Annotated in this window: 19 protein-coding genes; 17 read left to right on the forward strand and 2 right to left on the reverse strand. The window is 55.4% G+C overall.

The features are described 5' to 3' along the window. Window positions 1-80 precede the first annotated feature (80 nt). Complete coding sequence (locus tag AC2FI8_RS17215; protein WP_108861806.1) at window positions 81-785, forward strand: CoA transferase subunit A; 705 nt, start codon at window positions 81-83, stop codon at window positions 783-785. Then, window positions 785-1,411 (forward strand): CoA transferase subunit B, encoded by a 627-nt coding sequence (locus tag AC2FI8_RS17220; protein WP_058276937.1) that lies wholly within the window; start codon window positions 785-787, stop codon window positions 1,409-1,411. The genes AC2FI8_RS17215 and AC2FI8_RS17220 overlap by 1 nt, the downstream gene beginning before the upstream one ends. Before the next feature lie 43 nt (window positions 1,412-1,454). Here AC2FI8_RS17220 and AC2FI8_RS17225 read toward each other — a convergent pair whose 3' ends face one another. After that, entirely contained in the window at window positions 1,455-2,315 is an 861-nt protein-coding gene (locus AC2FI8_RS17225; protein ID WP_496780316.1) for a lytic transglycosylase domain-containing protein, read from the reverse strand. 353 nt (window positions 2,316-2,668) lie between these two features. Here AC2FI8_RS17225 and AC2FI8_RS17230 point away from each other — a divergent pair, with 353 nt between their 5' ends. The 15 genes from AC2FI8_RS17230 to pdeM all read left to right on the forward strand — a co-directional run bounded on the left by AC2FI8_RS17230 (window position 2,669) and on the right by pdeM (window position 17,950). Next, complete coding sequence (locus tag AC2FI8_RS17230; protein ID WP_496725986.1) at window positions 2,669-2,887, forward strand: Flp family type IVb pilin; 219 nt, start codon at window positions 2,669-2,671, stop codon at window positions 2,885-2,887. A gap of 91 nt (window positions 2,888-2,978) precedes the next feature. Continuing rightward, the gene (locus AC2FI8_RS17235) at window positions 2,979-3,194 is read left to right on the forward strand and encodes a hypothetical protein (protein WP_496725985.1); all 216 of its coding nucleotides are present in this window, start codon (window positions 2,979-2,981) and stop codon (window positions 3,192-3,194) included. Window positions 3,195-3,349: 155 nt separating this feature from the next. Then, window positions 3,350-4,225, forward strand: a complete 876-nt coding sequence (gene cpaB / locus AC2FI8_RS17240) for a Flp pilus assembly protein CpaB (RefSeq protein ID WP_496725984.1) — start codon at window positions 3,350-3,352, stop codon at window positions 4,223-4,225. A gap of 191 nt (window positions 4,226-4,416) precedes the next feature. Further along, complete coding sequence (locus AC2FI8_RS17245; RefSeq protein WP_496725983.1) at window positions 4,417-5,823, forward strand: type II and III secretion system protein family protein; 1,407 nt, start codon at window positions 4,417-4,419, stop codon at window positions 5,821-5,823. Window positions 5,824-5,840: 17 nt separating this feature from the next. Next, window positions 5,841-6,464 carry an OmpA family protein gene (locus AC2FI8_RS17250; protein ID WP_496725982.1) on the forward strand — a complete coding sequence of 208 codons (624 nt, stop codon included), beginning with the start codon at window positions 5,841-5,843 and terminating at the stop codon, window positions 6,462-6,464. Between the two features lie 199 nt (window positions 6,465-6,663). Continuing rightward, window positions 6,664-7,899, forward strand: coding sequence for a CpaE/TadZ family protein (locus AC2FI8_RS17255; protein ID WP_496725981.1), 1,236 nt, complete (start codon window positions 6,664-6,666; stop codon window positions 7,897-7,899). 24 nt (window positions 7,900-7,923) lie between these two features. Continuing rightward, complete coding sequence (locus AC2FI8_RS17260; protein ID WP_496740608.1) at window positions 7,924-9,369, forward strand: TadA family conjugal transfer-associated ATPase; 1,446 nt, start codon at window positions 7,924-7,926, stop codon at window positions 9,367-9,369. A gap of 12 nt (window positions 9,370-9,381) precedes the next feature. Next, complete coding sequence (locus AC2FI8_RS17265; protein ID WP_496725979.1) at window positions 9,382-10,350, forward strand: type II secretion system F family protein; 969 nt, start codon at window positions 9,382-9,384, stop codon at window positions 10,348-10,350. A gap of 10 nt (window positions 10,351-10,360) precedes the next feature. Beyond that, on the forward strand, window positions 10,361-11,350 hold the full coding sequence (locus AC2FI8_RS17270) for a type II secretion system F family protein (protein WP_496780319.1): 990 nt from the start codon (window positions 10,361-10,363) through the stop codon (window positions 11,348-11,350). A gap of 7 nt (window positions 11,351-11,357) precedes the next feature. Continuing rightward, window positions 11,358-11,939 carry a tetratricopeptide repeat protein gene (locus AC2FI8_RS17275; protein ID WP_496740612.1) on the forward strand — a complete coding sequence of 194 codons (582 nt, stop codon included), beginning with the start codon at window positions 11,358-11,360 and terminating at the stop codon, window positions 11,937-11,939. A 30-nt stretch (window positions 11,940-11,969) separates the two neighbouring features. Next, entirely contained in the window at window positions 11,970-12,821 is an 852-nt protein-coding gene (locus AC2FI8_RS17280) for a tetratricopeptide repeat protein (RefSeq protein WP_496725976.1), read from the forward strand. Window positions 12,822-12,824: 3 nt separating this feature from the next. Continuing rightward, window positions 12,825-13,370, forward strand: coding sequence for a prepilin peptidase (locus tag AC2FI8_RS17285; RefSeq protein WP_496740614.1), 546 nt, complete (start codon window positions 12,825-12,827; stop codon window positions 13,368-13,370). Between the two features lie 116 nt (window positions 13,371-13,486). Then, the gene (locus AC2FI8_RS17290; protein ID WP_496725974.1) at window positions 13,487-14,794 is read left to right on the forward strand and encodes a DUF8689 domain-containing protein; all 1,308 of its coding nucleotides are present in this window, start codon (window positions 13,487-13,489) and stop codon (window positions 14,792-14,794) included. Between the two features lie 40 nt (window positions 14,795-14,834). Beyond that, complete coding sequence (locus AC2FI8_RS17295; protein ID WP_496780321.1) at window positions 14,835-17,246, forward strand: ligase-associated DNA damage response DEXH box helicase; 2,412 nt, start codon at window positions 14,835-14,837, stop codon at window positions 17,244-17,246. A 41-nt stretch (window positions 17,247-17,287) separates the two neighbouring features. Further along, the gene (gene pdeM, locus AC2FI8_RS17300; RefSeq protein WP_496725972.1) at window positions 17,288-17,950 is read left to right on the forward strand and encodes a ligase-associated DNA damage response endonuclease PdeM; all 663 of its coding nucleotides are present in this window, start codon (window positions 17,288-17,290) and stop codon (window positions 17,948-17,950) included. Window positions 17,951-17,952: 2 nt separating this feature from the next. On the opposite strand, the gene AC2FI8_RS17305 is transcribed toward pdeM, so the two are convergent. Further along, window positions 17,953-18,537: a LytTR family DNA-binding domain-containing protein gene (locus AC2FI8_RS17305; RefSeq protein WP_496725971.1), complete on the reverse strand. Its 585-nt coding sequence runs from the start codon at window positions 18,535-18,537 to the stop codon at window positions 17,953-17,955. Window positions 18,538-18,948: the final 411 nt, after the last annotated feature.

Below are 18,948 nucleotides of genomic sequence, written 5' to 3' on the forward strand. Positions count from 1 at the left end.
CCCACCCCTTGGTTTCATTGACTTCCCCGTGACGTGGCGGCACAACCTGCGCCATCACCATGTCATTGGGGGAGTTTTCCATGAAGAAAGTCTATGCCAATGCCACCGAGGCACTCGATGGAGTGATTTCGGACGGCATGATGATCGCGGCAGGCGGTTTTGGCCTGTGCGGTATTCCTGAGCTGCTGCTTGAGGCCATCAAGAACTCGGGCGCCCAAGATCTGACGTTTGCCTCGAACAACGCAGGCGTTGACGATTTCGGCATCGGCATCCTGTTGCAGACCAAGCAGGTCAAAAAGATGATCAGCTCTTACGTCGGTGAAAACGCCGAGTTCATGCGTCAGTACCTAGCAGGAGAGCTGGAGCTGGAATTCAACCCGCAAGGAACCCTTGCCGAACGCATGCGCGCTGGTGGTGCAGGCATTCCCGGCTTCTATACCAAGACCGGTGTGGGCACCGTGATCGCCGATGGTAAAGAGCACAAAGACTTCAACGGCGAGACGTACATTCTGGAAGAAGGCATCTTTGCCGATCTGGCCATCGTCAAAGCCTGGAAGGCCGATGACACCGGCAACCTGATCTTCCGCAAGACGGCGCGCAACTTTAACGTCCCTGCTGCGACCTGTGGCAAGATCTGCATCGCCGAGGTCGAGGAAATCGTGCCGCGTGGTTCGCTGGACCCCGATATGATCCACCTGCCCGGCATCTACGTGCATCGAATCATCCAGGGACAGCACGAAAAGCGCATCGAACAACGCACCACCCGTAAGAAGGAGGAAGCATAATGCCCTGGGATCGCAATCAGATGGCCGCACGTGCGGCGCAAGAGCTGGAAGACGGCATGTATGTAAACCTCGGCATCGGTATTCCGACGCTGGTGGCAAACTATGTTGGTGACAAGGACATCACCCTGCAATCTGAGAACGGTATGCTGGGTATGGGCCCCTTCCCCTTTGAGGGCGAAGAAGACCCGGATCTGATCAACGCTGGCAAGCAGACGATCACTGAACTGTCCCGCACTGCCTATTTCGACAGTGCCACATCGTTTGCCATGATCCGCGGCGGCAAGATTGCGGCTGCCGTTCTGGGCGCGATGGAAGTCGATGAAGAAGGCGATCTGGCCAACTGGATGATTCCGGGCGTGCTGGTAAAGGGCATGGGCGGCGCGATGGACCTGGTTGCAGGTGTTCGTCGCGTGATCGTCGTGATGGATCACACCAACAAGCACGGTAAGTCCAAGCTGCTGAAGAAGTGCACCCTGCCACTGACCGGCAAGAAGGTGGTGAACCGCATTATCACCAACCTTGGCGTTCTGGACGTGGTTGATGGCGGCCTGAAGATCATTGAGATCGCCGAAGGCGTGACCGAGGACGAAATCCGCGCCGCGACCGAGGCCAACATCGTCAACTGATTCCCATCAATGAAAAGGCCCACCAGATCCAGGTGGGCCGTTTTCAATTCAGCGATTGGAATACACACCCATCCGTAATCAGTTGGGGCGGTGTCGAACACAACGCCCGCGCCACCTGAAACGCTGCAAGAACCTTGGGTACGTAATCACGGGTCTCTGCGTACGGCGGGACGCCCTCGTGCTTACGAACGGCCCCTTCCCCGGCGTTATACCCCGCAAGGACAAGGATCGGGTCGTTACCGAATTCTTCCATCAGCCAGTTCAGGTACTTCACACCGCCCGCGATGTTTTGCGACGGCTGGGTACTGTCCTGAACTCCAAACCGTTTGGCGGTTGCAGGCATCAATTGCATCAATCCCTGTGCCCCGGCCGAGCTTACAGCGTCAGTGCGCCCAGCGGACTCAACGGAAATGACCGCCAGAACCAATGCTGGTGAGACATTTGTTCCAACGGTCGAGCGCAGAATATCCACGCGGCGCTGTTGGGCGATGTTTTGCAGGGTCTGTAAACGGGGTGCCGCGACATTGATCGCAGCCAGCGCATTCATGGCATCGTGCAGTCGTCCGGACCCGGCCTCGGCCAAGGACGGCGACACCCTTTCCCAGAAAGCCTTGTACGAACCAACCGGTTTTTTGCTCGCACCGGGAAGAGTTGGCGGTACGACACGCGTGCGCGCGATGATTTCAGGTTCGACCAATTCTACCCCCGTACTAGGGGCAGACGGGATCTTCGCATGCTCATCGGGCGTGATCTGAACCGTGACGCGCGGTCGTGTGCCGGGCTTGGGGGCCTTGATCCGTTTGTAGACACCTCTTGGTTCAACCTCGTTTGCCACGACTGGCACAGGGCCAAACAGCATCAACGCCGTCAAACCAGCGCAAGTCATTGCGAGCCGGAGATTCATTTGCCTGCCTCATGTTTTTCTTTTGGTTGATTTGAACCTCGAATCTGCCCGTAAAGCCAGAAAAACAACGTGAAATGGGGCAAATTCGCCTCATTTGCCGCAAATTTGCATCTGGCCGTCTAGACAACCTTTGCGTAGTGAAGTTTTTTATTGTTTTTTTTCAATTACTTACCAAAATAACTACCAAAAAGTTAAACTTCATCAAAAAAAAATGGTGTTTGGCCCAATTCCTGCCACGCATAGCGGTCAATCATAGTGCCATACCGAGACGATCGGGAGCGGACTGAGAGAGGAAGCTCTGATAGACGCCGAGGTTTAATAGACTTTTTTAGATCCTTTAGGAGGGACGTAACATGATCAAGTTCATCAAGAACTTCCGCAAAGACGAAGACGGCGCCGTAACAGTAGACTGGGTCGTTCTGACCGCAGCAATCGTTGGCCTGGCATCGGTCGCCTATACCCAAATCGGTACCGGCACTCAGGCTGTTTCGAACAAAGTAGGTGCGACTCTGTCCGACGCGGCGACCAAAACCGCTTCATCGATCCCTGTCACTCCGCCGACCACGCCTTAATCTAAGCGCTTAGTCTTTGTGACTATTTTTCTCGGGGCTGGGTTGTTTGACTCGGCCCCGTAATTTTTCATGGCCCAGCATGGGAAACGATATGTTCAAAAGAACGATCCTATTCTGCAAACGTGAAGACGGGGCCGTGACGGTTGACTGGGTGGTTTTGACAGCCGCAATCGTGGGAATTGCCGCCGGTGTTTTCGTTGTTTTTCATCAACCAGTCCGAGACCTGGATGCCAGATCAGGTGCAGCCCTGAGTGGGATCGATGTCGCTGACGAAATTTCCGTGCGTTTCGACGCACCGGATTCGTGAACTCGCAATTGCTTAAATGTCCAAAAAAATTATTGGACGCGAAAATTTTCAAATATTGTCCCCCTTTTCGACACAATCTCCCTTTAGATCAGTGTTGATCTTCGTCGTAAATCTTTGACGAACTAACTAAATCGAATAACTAAGAGGGGACGCGAATGCGGCTAGTATTTGGACTTGTCCTGATTGTTGGGGTCGCTTTGGCCGGTGGGGCCGTCTACTTGGCAAGGGACTACATCAGTCAAACCCAAGCGGAACTTGAACGGGAAAGATTGGCGACTCAAAACGCGCTCGCAAATGTTAAGACCATTCCAACAGTCCCTGTCACGGTCGTTAACCGGGCCATGAAGTATGGGGAGCGTCTTGCGCCGGAAGATGTACGCATCGTGCAGTGGCCTGAGGACGCGATTCCCGAAGGGACTTTTTCGGACATGGCCGTTTTGTTTCCCACGGATGGGAGGGGCGAGCGGTTTATCCTTCGTACAATCGAAAAAGACGAAGCCCTTTTGGAAGTCAAAGTTACCCAACCCGGTGAGTCGGCCGGCCTTACGTCTCGTCTTGAGAAAGGCATGCGCGCCTTCGCAATCAGTGTAGATGTTGCATCTGGTGTATCTGGCTTTTTGCGCCCAGGCGATAACGTCGACGTTTACTGGACCGGATCCCTAAGAGGTACTGGCGGCGAGGGAGAGATCACACGTCTAATCCAGACCAACATCGAACTTATCGCAATTGATCAGACCGCAGGATCGGACGTGACCGGCACAACTATTGCCAGGACGGTTACTGTCGCTATTACCCCGGAACAGGTCGCCGCTCTCGCCCAGGCACAGAACACCGGGCGGTTGTCACTGGCGCTGGTCGGTGCACAAGATGAGACTATTGCGACTGCGATTGAAGTGGACCAAAGAAAGCTCCTGGGAATCGAAGAAGCAGCGCCCGCACCCGTCAAAGTCGAGAAACAGATTTGCACGGTTAAGGCGCGTCGTGGCGGCGAAATCGTCGATACCGGAATAATAACGCCCTGCACAAACTAGCGCGAAATCAAAACGTTAAAGCCACAAGCCGCGCCATCAGCGCGGCTTGTTTCGTTTCGAATGTTGCGCATTACCCACATAAGGAAAATTCCAGAAACCATTGATTATTGCAATAAAATCGTAATTCGCGCAGTGTTACCGCACATAAGGCATTAGACCTAAAACGAGGCGTGATCGGAGAGGCAGGTCACATGAAAATAAAATCTTGGTTCAACGCAACCCTTCTGGGGTTGGCGTTAGTTATCAGTTCGGCCAGCACTGCTGTCCAGGCTGAAACACTTCGCGTGGTTAAGAACGGTACGGCGGAAACGCTGGACGTTCCGATGAACCGCGCAATCGTCGTTGAAAGCGAAACACCTTTTGCGGAACTCAGCATTGCCAACGCAGGCATCGCTGACATTTCGTCGCTTTCTGATCGTACCATCTATGTTTTGGGTAAGGCACCTGGCCTGACCACGCTGACTTTGTTCGATGGGGCTGGCAACCTGCTGGCCAATGTTCGGGTCCGTGTTTCGCCGGATGTGTCTGAATTCAAAGAGAGATTGCGGCAGATTCTACCGGGTGAGCCAATCGAAGTGCGCACTGCCAACGACGGCATCGTTCTTTCTGGCACGATTTCCAGCTCGGCCAAATTGGCCCGTGCTCTGGAGCTTGCAGAACGTTACGCGCCCGAGCGGGTTTCGAACCTGATGTCCGTTGGCGGCGTTCAACAGGTTATGCTGAAAGTTCGCTTTGCCGAAATGAATCGGTCGGTTGCGAAAAGTCTGACTGCATCGTTGGGCTTTGGCGGCGGTGACGCTACGGGCGGCTTCAACACCCTGAACAGTGCAGGCGCTTTGGCGAACGCCCTCGCCGACAGAATTCCCTTCCAGCAGACAAATACAGGTGCCATCCTGTTTGGCTTTGGTGCCGGTTCAACGCAGGTACGCTTGTTGTTGGAGGCGCTCGAAACCAAAGGGCTCGCCCGTACTCTTGCAGAGCCCAACCTGTCAGCCCTGTCAGGTCAGGAAGCTGAATTCCTGGCGGGTGGCCAAGTCCCGATTCCTGTTCCTGCGGATGACGGCAACATTGCAATCGAATATCGGAACTTCGGTGTGCAGGTTCTCTTTACCCCTCGCGTGGTGGATGGTGATCTGATTAACCTTGAGTTGGGAACATCGGTCTCAACTATTGACCCGAACTCCAACTTCTCAATTGCAGGCAACAACGTGCCTACCTTTATCTCACGTCAAACAAAGACGACGGTTGAATTGCGAGACGGAGAGAGCTTTGCGATTGCAGGGTTGATTCAGGACAACTTCGCAGACCTGAACAGCCAAATCCCATGGGTCGGCGACATTCCTGTACTGGGTTCTTTGTTCCGCAGCGCGGAATACCAGCGTCAGCAATCTGAACTGGTTATCATCGTCACAGCCCATCTGGTATCACCCACCCGTGGTGAAGCCCTGGCCCTGCCGACAGACCGCGTCAAACCGCCTAGCGAGTTTGACCTGTTCTTGAACGGAAGAACGGCGCGAACCACACGCGTTGGTTCGGGTGCTGCGTCTGAAGTCGCCAAACAGGACTTTGGCAGCTCATACGGCTACATCCTGGAATGATTGAGAGGATAGGACCAATGCAAAAGTGGATCATAACACTGGGTCTGTCGGTCGCCGTTGCCGCGTGTACACGTGAAGCGGGGTACGAAGCTGACCAAGGCGCCTTTGGCAACGCAACTCTAAACAACGTTCAGGTCATGAACGGTGAGCTGACATACGCACAAATTCTGGGCCAGCGGTTTGCCGCAGAAGTGCCAACGCAGATCAATTTTGCGTTTAACAGTTCTCAGCTGGACGCTCAGGCGCAGCGGGTCTTGTTGCGGCAAGCGGCATGGATCAAGCAGTTCCCCGAAGCACGGTTCCGCGTTTACGGCCATACCGATGCCGTTGGCTCAACCGGGTATAACCAGTCGCTTGGGCAACGTCGTGCAAACGCAGCCGTTGCATTCCTGACGCAGCAAGGGATCTCGCGGTCGCGTTTGGAAGCTGTAGTTTCCTTCGGAAAAACGCGGCCTCTGATCGACACTCCGAACCGAGATCGCCGCAACAGGCGCACGGTCACCGAAGTGTCGGGCTTTTTGGATCGCAATCCGCTGGTTCTGGATGGCAAATACGCCGAAATCGTGTACCGCGAATACGTCGAAAGCGCCACGAGGGAAAGCTACATCCAGCGCGACGATGCTGGCGGCAGTGATGAATAATCCATAAGAAATGGGCGGCATCGTCGCCCATTTCCCTACAATTGGTTCTTTTGCGCCAAAATCTTGCCTAAGTTCCAAGCCATCTTTTCAACAATTAGGTGAAGTGCGGCCCGAATTGGCCGCGGCCGGGCAACAGCGAACTGAACCGAACCAGACATGTTCGGGCAGTGAGCAGGCCCAGACGACGAGGATTGTGTGAATGACAAGCGCCAAAACGCATGATGACGGAACTGCCATTCTGGCCTGCACGATCAGCCGTGACGTCCAAAATTTTGATCTTCTGATCGAGGACATGGAAACCATTTTGGGCGAACGCTGGGGCGACCTTGGCTTCGCCGAAGCCCTGGCTTTTTTCAGCCAACCTGAGGCGGAAAGCCTTGAATTCGTTGCGCTTGCCATTGACGGAGAAGATGAGGACAACCTTTCTCTGATGGGCGAGATCATCTCGCAGGCCAAAGAGAAAAAGATCAAGATCGTACTGATCGCCGAAGACGTCACACCTGCATCTCTGCACCAACTACTTCGCAAGGGCGCGGACGAGTTTGTCCCCTACCCTCTTCCCGAGGGAGAGCTGCAGGAAGCCATCGAGCGCATGAACAAACCTGAGCCGGTAGCAGCGACTGCGGTTGCGACAGCTCCTGCCGCTCACGGTGATTCGAAGGAAGGCGCGCTGTTTGTGGTCCATGGGCTGGCAGGCGGTGTGGGATCAACGACTATGGCGGTCAATCTCGCCTGGGAGCTGGCAACTGCGTCAGACAAAGAGGCACCTTCTGTGTGCGTCATCGATCTGGATCTGCAATACGGCAGCGTGTCGACCTATCTGGACCTTCCCCGACGCGAAACCATATTTGAGATGCTGTCGGACACAAACTCGATGGACGACGATGTCTTCTCGCAGGCCCTACAAACCTATGAGGAAAAGCTTGAGGTCCTGACTGCACCGTCCGATATGGTTCCGTTGGACCTGATCACACCCGAAGACATCGAGCGCGTCATCGAAATAGCCCGCAGGAAATTCGACTACGTGGTTGTCGATATGCCGACAACCCTTGTTCATTGGTCGGAAACGGTTCTTCAGGCTGCACATGTGTACTTTGCCATGATCGAGCTGGATATGCGATCCGCTCAGAACGCGCTGCGGTTGAAACGCGCCCTTCAGGCCGAGGAACTGCCGTTCAACAAGCTCCGGTTTGCTCTGAACCGAGCCCCGAAATTCACTGACCTGAATGGCAAAGGCCGGGTCAAGCGAATGGGCGAAAGCCTGGGCATTTCAATTGACCTGCAATTGCCAGATGGTGGCAAACCCGTCATGCAAAGCGGTGATCACGGATTGCCGCTGGCCAAATCCGCTGCCAAAAACCCGCTGCGTCGGGAAATCGCAAAACTTGCAAAATCGCTTCACAGTTTGGGCAGCAGCAGCGCCGAGGCCGCGTAACCGTATTTCAGAGGGGTAGTCGCCGTGTTTTCAAGATACAAGAAGCAGCCAGCAGCGCAGCCGGTCGAGGCTGCTCCAACGCCTGAGGCTGCGGCACAAACGCCTGCTCCGAAAAAAGCATCCACTGAAAACGCCGTCGCCCGTCGCCCAATCCAAAAAAAGGCCGCTGAACCGGTCGCTTCGGACCGGGATCGCAAGCGCAAAGAGCGCCTGGGTGAAATCAAGATCGAGATGCACCGGGAACTGCTGGAAAACCTGAATCTTGCGGCACTTGAAAAGGCCGGAGAATCTGAACTTCGGGCAGAAATCAGCGCTATCTCGAGCGAAATTCTTGAATCTCGTGATATCGTTCTGAATCGCGAAGACCGGTCGCAGTTAAACAAGGAACTGTATGACGAAGTCACTGGTCTGGGGCCCCTTGAGACGCTGCTTCAAGACGACAGCGTCAACGACATCTTGGTAAACGGCCCTCAGCAGATTTTTGTCGAGCGGCACGGCAAGCTAGAAATCAGCGACGTCACGTTCAAGGACGAAAAGCACCTGATGCGGATCATCGACAAGATCGTATCCGCCGTGGGTCGTCGGGTCGATGAATCCAACCCTTATGTCGACGCCCGCCTAGCTGACGGGTCGCGTTTCAACGCAATGGTGCCACCTATCGCCGTTGACGGGTCGCTTGTTTCCATTCGTAAGTTCAAAAAAGACAAGCTGGCCATCGACGATCTGGTCAATTTCGGCGCATTTACCGAAGAAATGGCCGCCTATTTGCAGGCAGCTGTTTCAACGCGTCTGAATATCATCGTTTCGGGCGGTACAGGCTCGGGCAAAACGACGACGCTGAATGCCTTGTCCAGCTTTATTGATGACGCCGAACGCATCCTGACCATCGAGGATACGGCGGAACTTCAGCTGCAGCAGACCCATGTAGGACGGATGGAAAGCCGCCCCCCTAACGTCGAAGGCAAAGGCGAAGTAAGCCCGCGCGATTGTTTGAAAAACGCCCTTCGTATGCGTCCTGACCGCATCATCGTTGGCGAGACGCGTGGCGCCGAGGTGATCGACATGCTGCAGGCCATGAACACGGGCCACGACGGTTCAATGACCACGATCCACGCCAACTCGGCCCGAGACGGGATTTCGCGTCTCGAAAACATGATCGCAATGGCCGGGATCGAGATGCCGATCAAAGCGGTCCGCAGCCAAGTCTCATCAGCTGTGAACCTGATTGTGCAGGCCAGCCGCTTGCAGGACGGCTCGCGTCGGATGACCTCAATCACCGAGATTACGGGGATGGAAGGTGACGTGATTTCTATGCAGGAAATATTCAAGTTCCAACGCGTTGGTCTGACGCCAGACAACAAGATCATTGGCCATTTTACCGCGACCGGTGTTCGCAGCCACTATTCCGAACGCTTCCGTCTGTGGGGCTTTGACCTGCCTCCATCCATCTACGAACCTACGACCGTCTAAGGAGATCCGGATATGCAACTGCCCGTAGAGGCTCTTATCTATGTTGTGATCTTCGTAGGAGTTCTTCTCCTGGTCGAGGGCATCTATCTTGTGGCATTTGGCAAGTCCATCAGCCTGAACAGCCGTGTGAACCGGCGTCTGGATATGCTTGAGAAAGGCGTCGGACGCGAGCAGGTCCTGGAACAGCTGCGCAAGGAAATGCAGCAGCATATGAAAACCCAGAGCATCCCGCTCTATTCGCTGTTGGCCGACAAGGCGCAAAAGGCCGCAATCGCCTTTTCGCCACGCCAGTTGGTTATGATCATGGTGCTGGTTTCAGGCTTTGCTTATGTTGGGTTAAGTATCGGGACGGCCACGGATACCGTATTGCGGATTGCGCTTTCGATTGGGATCGGTGTCGGGGGTGTCTATGCTTGGGTGAACCACAAAGCCTCGAAACGTATGGGCCTGATGGAGGAACAACTGCCCGACGCCGTTGAACTGATGGTTCGTTCTCTTCGCGTTGGTAACCCATTTGTCTCAACAATTCAGATTGTTGCGAGCGAAGTACAGGATCCGCTTGGAACGGAATTTGGTATCATCGCTGACGAATGCGCCTATGGCCGTGACGTGGGTGAAGCCCTAAAGGACATGGCAGAACGTCTGGGGATGCAAGATTTGCGCTTTTTGTCTGTTGCTGTCGGAATCCAACAACAGGCAGGCGGTAACCTGGCGGAAATTTTGGCGGGCTTGGCCCAAGTTATCCGTGCTCGGTTTCGCCTGTTCCGGCGCGTTAAGGCGATCACTGCCGAAGCAAAATGGTCCGGCAAATTTCTGTCTGGCTTCCCCCTTTTCTGCCTGCTGTTCATTCTGGTGAAAGATCCGGGCTACTATGACGAGGTTGTTGACCACGAGTGGTTCATTCCGATGTGCTTCTTTGTGGGCATCATGCTGACACTGAACCTGATCGTCATGCGCATTCTTACCAACATCAAAGTCTGAGGGCTTGAGTATGGAATTTCTGACCCAAATCAATGAAGTCCTGACCGAGCATTTGGGGCCGTTCGGACCACTTATTGTGGTTGGTGTTCTGGGGTTGTTTATGATTTTGGTGGCCGTGCCACTGATGTTGAACCAACCAGAGGACCCTCTCAAGAAACTGCAACGTACAAATGCAGCGCCCAAGGAAAGCAAGAAGGGCAACAAGGACAAACTGCGACAAGCCAGTCGCAACGAGCAGCTTCAGAAATTTGCGAACTTCCTGGAACCACAGAATCAGGAAGAGCTGTCCGCGATGGAACTCAAGCTGCGCCAGGCGGGGTATCAATCCAAGGACGCGGTGCGCTTTTTCCACTTTGCCCAATTTGCCCTTGGTTTGGTCGGGGTCGCGATTGGTGTTCTGTTGGTCACGGTTTTTTCCGGTGGCCAAGAATTCACACCGACTCAAACGGCCACCCGCGTCTTGATCCCGGCATGTGCGTTCTACTTCCTCCCCCGCTATTGGATAACGCGACGCGTTGCCGAGCGAGAAGAAGCCATCGTCGCAGGGTTTCCCGATACTCTGGACCTGATGCTGGTCTGCGTGGAAGCGGGTCAGTCGCTGGATCAGGCAATCGTTCGGGTCGCGGCTGAGATGAAAGTCTCTTACCCGGATATCGCCCTAGAGTTCGAAGTCGTCGCGCACGAACTGAAGGCAGGTAAGGACAGGGACAGCGTTCTCAGAGACTTTGGCACACGTTGCGGTGTTCAGGACGTCAGCTCGTTCGTGACTGTTATGATCCAGTCGGCCACATTTGGTACATCAATAGCCGAAGCCCTGCGGGTTTATGCCGGTGAAATGCGTGACAAACGAGTGATGCGCGCCGAAGAGGCAGCGAATAAGTTGCCAACCAAAATGACACTTGCCACAATGATACTGACGGTGCCGCCGTTGCTGGTCATTCTGGTCGGCCCCTCGGCAAAAGGCATCGCGGACTTTGCAAACAGTGGATCCGGTGGATAACGTCCCGATGAATTCAAATTTCAGGTGTATCCGGTTTAGGCTACGCCGCACGTTTCAGGCCACCTTGGTTCTTGCCATGGTGGCCTCTTGTACAGAAACAGGCCTTTCGAACGATCTGGATGCTCCTGGCATCGACCCTAAGGCCGAAGCTGTTGATCCGGTTACAGTCGGAAACCGGCTGATGGCATCGGGCGAATATGAGCTGGCGCTGACATCCTTTTCCCGTGCCGCGCTGGATCAGGGGATGACAACGGAACTCCTGACCTCAATGGGGACTGCGAACCTGGGTCTCAGGCGTTTAGGGCAGGCAGAGGAACTGCTGCGCCGCGCAATTGAGGATGAGCCTGACTGGCCTATCGCGTGGAACAATCTTGGTGTTGTGCTGATGGAAAAGGCCGAATACCCCGAGGCAGAACAGATGTTCCGGCGCGCCTTTGCTTTGGACAATGGCGAAAGTGACGCAATCTTAGACAATCTACGCTTAGCACTCGCAAAAATGGAAAATCCTGTTAATACTACCCCGGAAAAACAAGAATATACACTGGAGCAGCAAGGCGACGGGCAATTCAAGCTGCGCAAGCTCCCGTAACATTGGCAAGAGCAGTAAGGGACGCAAAAAATGCGCCAGCAATTCTTGATTCCAACGATGGTAATCTGCGGGATGGTCCTGTCCGCCTGCGAAAAAGAAACCGAGGAAGAAAAGGTCGAACGCACCTATCAGGAGGTGGACGTCATTGACGAAACCAACCTGAGCGAGGTTCTTCTGACCGCGGCTGACCCGAACGAGGCTGTGACCTATTTCAAAGGTGCTGCTGCAAAAAACCCCGGCCGGATCGACCTGCAACGGGGCCTCGCGATTTCTCTTACGCGCGCCAAACGCACGACCGAGGCCGCTTCGGCGTGGAAAAAAGTGACAACCATGAAGGGCGCGAGCAACGTCGACCGGGTCGAATACGCCGCGGCATCGGTCCGCGCAGGTGACTGGTCGACCGCCAAGTCGACGCTGGATTCTGTTCCTCCAACCTATGAGACATTCCAACGTTACCGTCTTGAGGCGGTCGTTGCAGACTCTCGCAAAGACTGGAAACGCGCAGATCACTTTTACGAAACAGCCGTCGGTCTGACCACGCGCCCTGGCAGCGTTATGAACAACTGGGGCTACTCCAAGCTGTCACGCGGTGACTACGCGGATGCGGAAAGGCTGTTTTCTGAAGCTATCCGTCAGGACAAATCGCTGTTCACAGCCAAGAACAACCTTGTGCTGGCCCGGGCCGCGCAGGGCAACTATAACATGCCGGTTGTTCCTCTGACGCAGGTTGAGCGGGCCATGTTACTGAATACAATGGGCATTTCTGCAATCAAGCAAGGCGACATCACAACGGCCAAGAACCTGTTCCGCGAAGCCATTGCAACCCACCCGCAGCACTATGAGGAAGCCGTTCGATCGCTTCGCGCGCTTGAAGAGGCCTGATTCATGAATATCCCTGCGACGGCAGCCGCATGGTTTTTGCCATTTGTGTTGCCGATCTGCTTGTACGTAGCCTTCACTGATCTGCGTAGCATGTTGATCAAAAATCACGCCGTGATCGCTTTGGTCGCGATTTTTGCTGTTGTCGGATTGATTGTGCTGCCACCTTGGTCCACCGAGTGGACGACCGGCGGCGTTGGTCCGATTGCCCTGACGCTGCCGCCCTATCTATGGCAATTGCTGCACATCTTTGTCGTTCTGTTTTTTGGCATCCTCCTCAACGCGGCTGGGGTTATGGGCGCAGGTGATGCCAAGTTTCTAGCGGCCGCCTCGGCCTTTGTCTGGGCCGGTGACTATCTGCTTATGACGCTGATCGCCACTTGTGCCATGCTTGGTGCATATGTGACACATCGGCTGGCCAAACACACGCGCCTTAGGGCAATTGCCCCGGACTGGGAAAGCTGGGATCGGGGCAAGAAATTCCCGATGGGTTTTCCGTTGGGGGCCAGCCTGGCGATCTATCTGATTCTCGGTACTGTTTCCGGCTCATAAACTATCATCAGTCCGCCTTTTCAGTGCCTTGGTGCTGACACAAACCAGGTTAAGATTTTAGGCAAGTGGCCCGTGTGGGGCTTTTGGCGTGATTAGTGGATAGACGGGCAACGCTCATGAATATGCAGACGACCTCGGTTATGGCCCCCCCTGCCCCTAAGGGTATGGCCGAAATGAAACTGCCCATCGTGATGATGCGGGACATTCTGCTTAAGACGATATTCCGAAAGAACGTGGATACGGTCACGGAAATCGCGGAAGCGGTCTGTTTGCCAGGTGCGGTCACGCAAGAACTTGTGGACATTGCCCGCGAACAAAAGCTGCTCGAAGCGACCGGCACACTGAACGCCAACAGTGGCAACGAGATGGGCTATCAGCTTACCGATGCCGGCAAAGCCCGCGCTCTGGACGCGCTGAGCCAATCTGAGTACTTCGGCGCCATGCCGGTTCCGCTGGACGTCTACCGGGAACAGGTCAAGCGTCAGTCTATCCGAAATATTCAAGTGACCCGCGATCAGCTAACGGGCGCCATGGGGCATCTGGTTCTGCCCAACAGCCTGCTGGACCATCTGGGCCCCGCGGTCAGCGCTGGCAGATCCATTCTGATGTATGGCCCTCCGGGAAACGGTAAGTCCTCAATCTCGAACGGTATTCGCGACGCGTTAGGGGACAACGTCTATGTACCTCGTGCCATCGAGTATGCCGGTCAGGTCATCACCGTTTATGACCCGATCGTCCACACTGCGATCGAGCAGGAAGCAGATGACCCCAACAGTCTCCGCCGCCGCAAACGGTTCGACACACGCTATGTTCAATGCGAACGCCCGACCGTTGTAACGGGCGGTGAACTGTCGCTTTCCATGCTGGATTTGGTCTACAACCCGACTGCACGCACCTATCAGGCGCCGCTTCAACTGAAATCAACCGGCGGCATCTTTATCGTGGACGACCTTGGTCGTCAGCAGGAACCGCCACAAGCGCTGGTCAACCGTTGGATTGTTCCTCTGGAAGAGAACAAGGATATTCTTGGCCTCCAATCAGGCGAAAAATTCGAGGTTCCCTTTGACACATTGGTCATCTTCTCGACCAACTTCCACCCGAACGAGATCTTCGACCAAGCGGCCCTGCGCCGGATCTTCTTCAAGATCAAGATCGGTGGTCCGGTTCAAGAAGACTTCCTAAAAATTTTCGCAATGGTGGCGCGAAAACGCGGCATGCCGCTGGATGAATCCGCTCTGGTGCATTTGCTGAAGGTCAAATACCCGACCATCAACAACGTCTACGCCAACTATCAGCCGATCTTCCTGATCGACCAGATGATCTCGATCTGCGAGTTCGAGGGCATCCCCTATCAGATGAGCCCCGACCTGATTGACAGGGCCTGGGCCAACATGTTCGTTAAAGACGAGACTATCGTAAAATAACGCCGTGCCATTTCCGGGACAGGCCGGGTAGTCTGCGTTCATGACGCAGATTCCCGCCCGGATCACGGCTTGGTTTGACACCAAAGGCTGGTCCATCCACCCACATCAGCAAGAGATGTTTGACCGGGCTGCGGACCCGGCCACTTTGCTCATTGCGCCAACCGGCGGTGGCAAGACGATGGCCGGTTTCCTGCCGACGCTGGCCGAACTGGCGGAAAATGATCACCCCGGCCTGCATACGCTCTATGTTTCGCCGCTCAAAGCGTTGGCCGCCGACATTCGCCGCAACCTGCGCGGCCCGGCGGATGAAATCGGTCTGCCCATTCGCATTGAAGACCGAACAGGCGATACCACGGCCACGCAAAAGAAACGGCAGCGCGTGGACCCTCCACATATCCTGCTGACCACGCCTGAAAGCCTGGCTTTGCTGACCTCTTACGAGGATGCGCCAAGGATGTTTGCAGGGGTACAGCGCGTGATCGTGGACGAGATTCACGCCCTGGCAGAAAGCAAACGTGGCGATCAGTTGATGTTGGCGCTGGCCCGTTTGCAAAGCTTGTGCCCTGACCTGCGACGCGTCGGCCTGTCGGCCACAGTCGAAGACCCAAAAACCATCGCACAGTTTCTGGCCCGTAACCCTGATCCATGTCAGATCATTCAGGCAGACCCCGGCCCCGATCCCGACATCCGAATGCTTGAGACGCAAGAGATGCCGCCCTGGTCCGGTGGAGGGGCGGCCTATTCGATCCCTGCGGTGCTGGATCAGATCAAACAACACAAAACCACGCTTATCTTTCACAACACCCGCGCGCAGGCCGAAATATTCTTTCACAACATTTGGCTTGCCAATGATGACGGGCTGCCCATTGGCATTCACCACGGCAGCCTAGATCGGCAACAGCGCGAACGGGTCGAGGCTGCGATGGTCCGCGGTGACCTACGCGCCATTGTTTGCACCGGCAGTCTGGATCTGGGCATCGACTGGGGCGATGTGGATCTGGTGATCCAGATTGGCGCGCCCAAGAACGTCAAGCGTCTGGTGCAGCGGATTGGTCGTGCCAACCACCGCTACAACGCCCCGTCCAAAGCCCTTTTGGTGCCAGCGAACCGGTTCGAAGTGGTCGAGTGCGTCGCCGCATTGGAGGCTGCAAAGGCGCATGATCTGGATGGCCAACCGCGCGGACGGGGCCCAAGGGACGTGTTGTGCCAGCATATGCTCATCGCCGCTGCGGCGGGCCCGTTCGATGCAGACGCCCTGTTCACCGAAATGACAACAGCAGGGCCATTTTCTGACCTCAGCCGCGCTGAGTTCGACGCCTGTTTGGATTTCTGTGCAACCGGTGGCTATGCGCTGCGCGCCTATGATCGCTGGCAGCGGCTGTTGCAGCGCCCCGACGGCCAATGGCAGCTAAGAGACCCGCGGGCTGCACAGCGTATTCGCATGAATCTGGGCACGATACAGGACACTGACACGCTGAAAGTCCGCCTAAAGCGCAATCGTGGGGGCAAACCGCTGGGTGAGGTCGAGGAGGCATTTGCAGCCTCTCTGACGCCCGGAGATACCTTCCTGATAGGCGGGCAGATCGTCCGCTATGAGGGGCTGCGAGAAATGGTGGTCGAGGTCAGCCGTCGGGCCGACAAGAAACCCAAGATCGCCACGTTCTCGGGTACAAAGTTCGCGACCTCGACCCAACTCAGCGATCGTATCCTGCGCATGTTCGCTCAAACCGACTGGCCGCAATTGCCTGCACACACAGCCGAGTGGCTTGCCCTGCAGCGAGATATGTCCCGATTGCCGCAGCGTGATCGCTTGCTGATCGAGAGTTTCCCCAATGATGGCCGTGAACATCTTTGTGTTTACGGCTTTGCCGGTCGCAATGCCCAGCAAACCCTTGGCCTTTTGTTGACCAAACGGATGGAGGAAACCGGGCTTGCCCCGCTTGGTTTCGTTTCCACCGACTATGCGACGCTGATTTGGGGCTTGGACGCAGTGACCGACCCGCGCCCTCTGTTCCAACTGGACGAATTGCGTGACGGGCTTGAGACATGGCTGGCGGGCAACGCTGTCATGAAACGCACTTTTCGCGCCTCTGCCACAATCGCAGGCCTGATCGAACGCAATACAGGCGGGCAACGCAAGAGCGGGCGTCAGGCTACGTTTTCGTCGGACATCCTTTACGACACGTTGCTTAAATATGACCCCGACCACCTGCTGATGCAGATCACCCGCGAGGAAGCAATGCGCGGCCTGGTCGATTTTGGGCGTATCGAGGCAATGATCGAACGCATTGGCGACCGGATCGATCTGGTTCGGCTTGATCGGGTCTCTCCGCTTGCTGCTCCGTTGTTTCTGGAGGTTGGCAAGGTACCAGTCAAAGGTGCCGCCGAAGAACGCCTGTTGGCCGAGGAAAGCGCCCGGTTGCTACAGGCTGCGGGACTGGACACGAAGTAAATCAGGTTGCGCCAGAGGTCAAAACAGGCAAAGAACGTACCATGAACGATTTGGCGTTTTCCTTTGTTGATCAAGACCTGCGCGCTCTGGGAACTGGTGCGTTGTGGTGGCCAAGCCGGAACCTGCTATGCGTCAGCGATCTGCATCTTGGCAAATCCGAACGTATGGCGCGACGCGGTGGTCCCTCACTTCCGCCTTATGACAGTCAGGACACCCTGACCAGGCTGGCCGTAGACATCGACAGAACCGGCGCGCAAACTGTCATCTGTCTGGGCGATAGCTTTGACGATCTGGATGCGTTGACTGCATTGGGCACCACCGAGAAGCTTTCGTTGACGGCCCTTCAGGCAGGCCGACAATGGATTTGGATCGAAGGAAACCACGACCCGGGCCCAATAGATCTGGGCGGAACACATCTGGCTGAATACACGGTGGGTCCGCTGGTTTTCCGACATATCGCCCTACTTGGTGCGCAAGGTGAAGTCTCGGGTCACTACCATCCCAAAACCCGCATCAGGGCACGCGGTCGGACGATCACACGCCCGGCGTTTTTGCTGGACAATGCACGGCTTATCCTACCGGCCTATGGCACCTATACAGGCGGGCTGCGAAGTTCCGAGAAGGTTCTAAGTGACTTGATGAGCGACCGGGCAATGGCCATCCTGACCGGCCCTCATCCGCAAATCATCCCAATGCCGCGCTAAGATCATATCAGCCCATCATCCTCGAGCTTCGGCTTGTACTTCCGGCTGACTGGTATCAGGTCACCATTCACCAGCTTCAAGTAAATTCTGTCGGCTACTTTCTCAGTGGCTGCAACTGCTTCATCCACGACCCAGTGAGAGCGGTGCGCACAGTGCCCGCGCAAGGGCTCCATTTCCCCAACCGCATCAGAGAGCCGTAACCGGATCGCAAAGGTGCCCTCAGATGTGACCACATCCACATAGTGATTGCGCGAGCTCAGGCGATAAATCTGCCCCTGAAAAGACGCAGGCAACCGTCGCGCAAGCCGCGGTGCCGGGGATGATAGTGGTGCGCTTTTGCGTTCCGCTCGGCTGGTCAGTATTAGGCCAGCAGTAAACAAGGCGCTGTATCCTATAACCTGCGGGATGCCGGGTGCAGAGTGGCCCCCAATGGAAAACAGAACCACGCCCAGCAACCAAAGGGACGGGATAAACAACAGCAGAACAAACAGGGCGATTGCCAGGTCACGCACCGGCAGGTTCAGAACAGTCCCGGTTTCGCGGATCAGTTTTCGGGCCATCCAGGTCGACGTCACAGCGATGCCCATCACCCCGAACCAAAATAAGAAGCATATGACAAATGGCAAATCAGACATCTGGAATGGCGGAAAAGCGTAAGCCAGCATAGGAAGGAAGAACGCTCCGGCCACCACACGTTGTGGGCTGCACAGGCTTAAGATGGGTCTTAGCTTTGAAGTCATACCATATCAAAAACCGCTTTCAGGGGCCCAGCCAAAAGCCCCGGAAAGCTAACATTCACACACTGTAAACGGCTGGGATATCCCGGCTACCACGCGCCATTCAGACATTCAAACCTTAAAGTGGGGAAATTTAGCCCGTTGACATCATGGTCAAATTTGGCGCTTGGACAATTTACCGGTGCGTTAGGGCGCATTTTTTGCGCCCTAACGAAACAGGTCAGGCTGTGAGGCCTTCTGGTTCTGGGAGTTTGTTTGCGC

This window comes from Ruegeria sp. CDSB029 (assembly GCF_059611125.1).

Coding starts and splice junctions, on each gene's coding strand:
- AC2FI8_RS17245 (WP_496725983.1), top strand. CDS start 4,417: ATGAAAATAAAATCTTGGTTCAACGCAACCCTTCTGGGGTTGGCGTTA.
- cpaB (WP_496725984.1), top strand. CDS start 3,350: ATGCGGCTAGTATTTGGACTTGTCCTGATTGTTGGGGTCGCTTTGGCC.
- AC2FI8_RS17250 (WP_496725982.1), top strand. CDS start 5,841: ATGCAAAAGTGGATCATAACACTGGGTCTGTCGGTCGCCGTTGCCGCG.
- AC2FI8_RS17220 (WP_058276937.1), top strand. CDS start 785: ATGCCCTGGGATCGCAATCAGATGGCCGCACGTGCGGCGCAAGAGCTG.
- pdeM (WP_496725972.1), top strand. CDS start 17,288: ATGAACGATTTGGCGTTTTCCTTTGTTGATCAAGACCTGCGCGCTCTG.
- AC2FI8_RS17225 (WP_496780316.1), bottom strand. CDS start 2,315: ATGAATCTCCGGCTCGCAATGACTTGCGCTGGTTTGACGGCGTTGATG.
- AC2FI8_RS17255 (WP_496725981.1), top strand. CDS start 6,664: ATGACAAGCGCCAAAACGCATGATGACGGAACTGCCATTCTGGCCTGC.
- AC2FI8_RS17280 (WP_496725976.1), top strand. CDS start 11,970: ATGCGCCAGCAATTCTTGATTCCAACGATGGTAATCTGCGGGATGGTC.
- AC2FI8_RS17295 (WP_496780321.1), top strand. CDS start 14,835: ATGACGCAGATTCCCGCCCGGATCACGGCTTGGTTTGACACCAAAGGC.
- AC2FI8_RS17285 (WP_496740614.1), top strand. CDS start 12,825: ATGAATATCCCTGCGACGGCAGCCGCATGGTTTTTGCCATTTGTGTTG.
- AC2FI8_RS17290 (WP_496725974.1), top strand. CDS start 13,487: ATGAATATGCAGACGACCTCGGTTATGGCCCCCCCTGCCCCTAAGGGT.
- AC2FI8_RS17270 (WP_496780319.1), top strand. CDS start 10,361: ATGGAATTTCTGACCCAAATCAATGAAGTCCTGACCGAGCATTTGGGG.
- AC2FI8_RS17265 (WP_496725979.1), top strand. CDS start 9,382: ATGCAACTGCCCGTAGAGGCTCTTATCTATGTTGTGATCTTCGTAGGA.
- AC2FI8_RS17305 (WP_496725971.1), bottom strand. CDS start 18,537: ATGGGCATCGCTGTGACGTCGACCTGGATGGCCCGAAAACTGATCCGC.
- AC2FI8_RS17215 (WP_108861806.1), top strand. CDS start 81: ATGAAGAAAGTCTATGCCAATGCCACCGAGGCACTCGATGGAGTGATT.
- AC2FI8_RS17230 (WP_496725986.1), top strand. CDS start 2,669: ATGATCAAGTTCATCAAGAACTTCCGCAAAGACGAAGACGGCGCCGTA.
- AC2FI8_RS17235 (WP_496725985.1), top strand. CDS start 2,979: ATGTTCAAAAGAACGATCCTATTCTGCAAACGTGAAGACGGGGCCGTG.
- AC2FI8_RS17275 (WP_496740612.1), top strand. CDS start 11,358: ATGAATTCAAATTTCAGGTGTATCCGGTTTAGGCTACGCCGCACGTTT.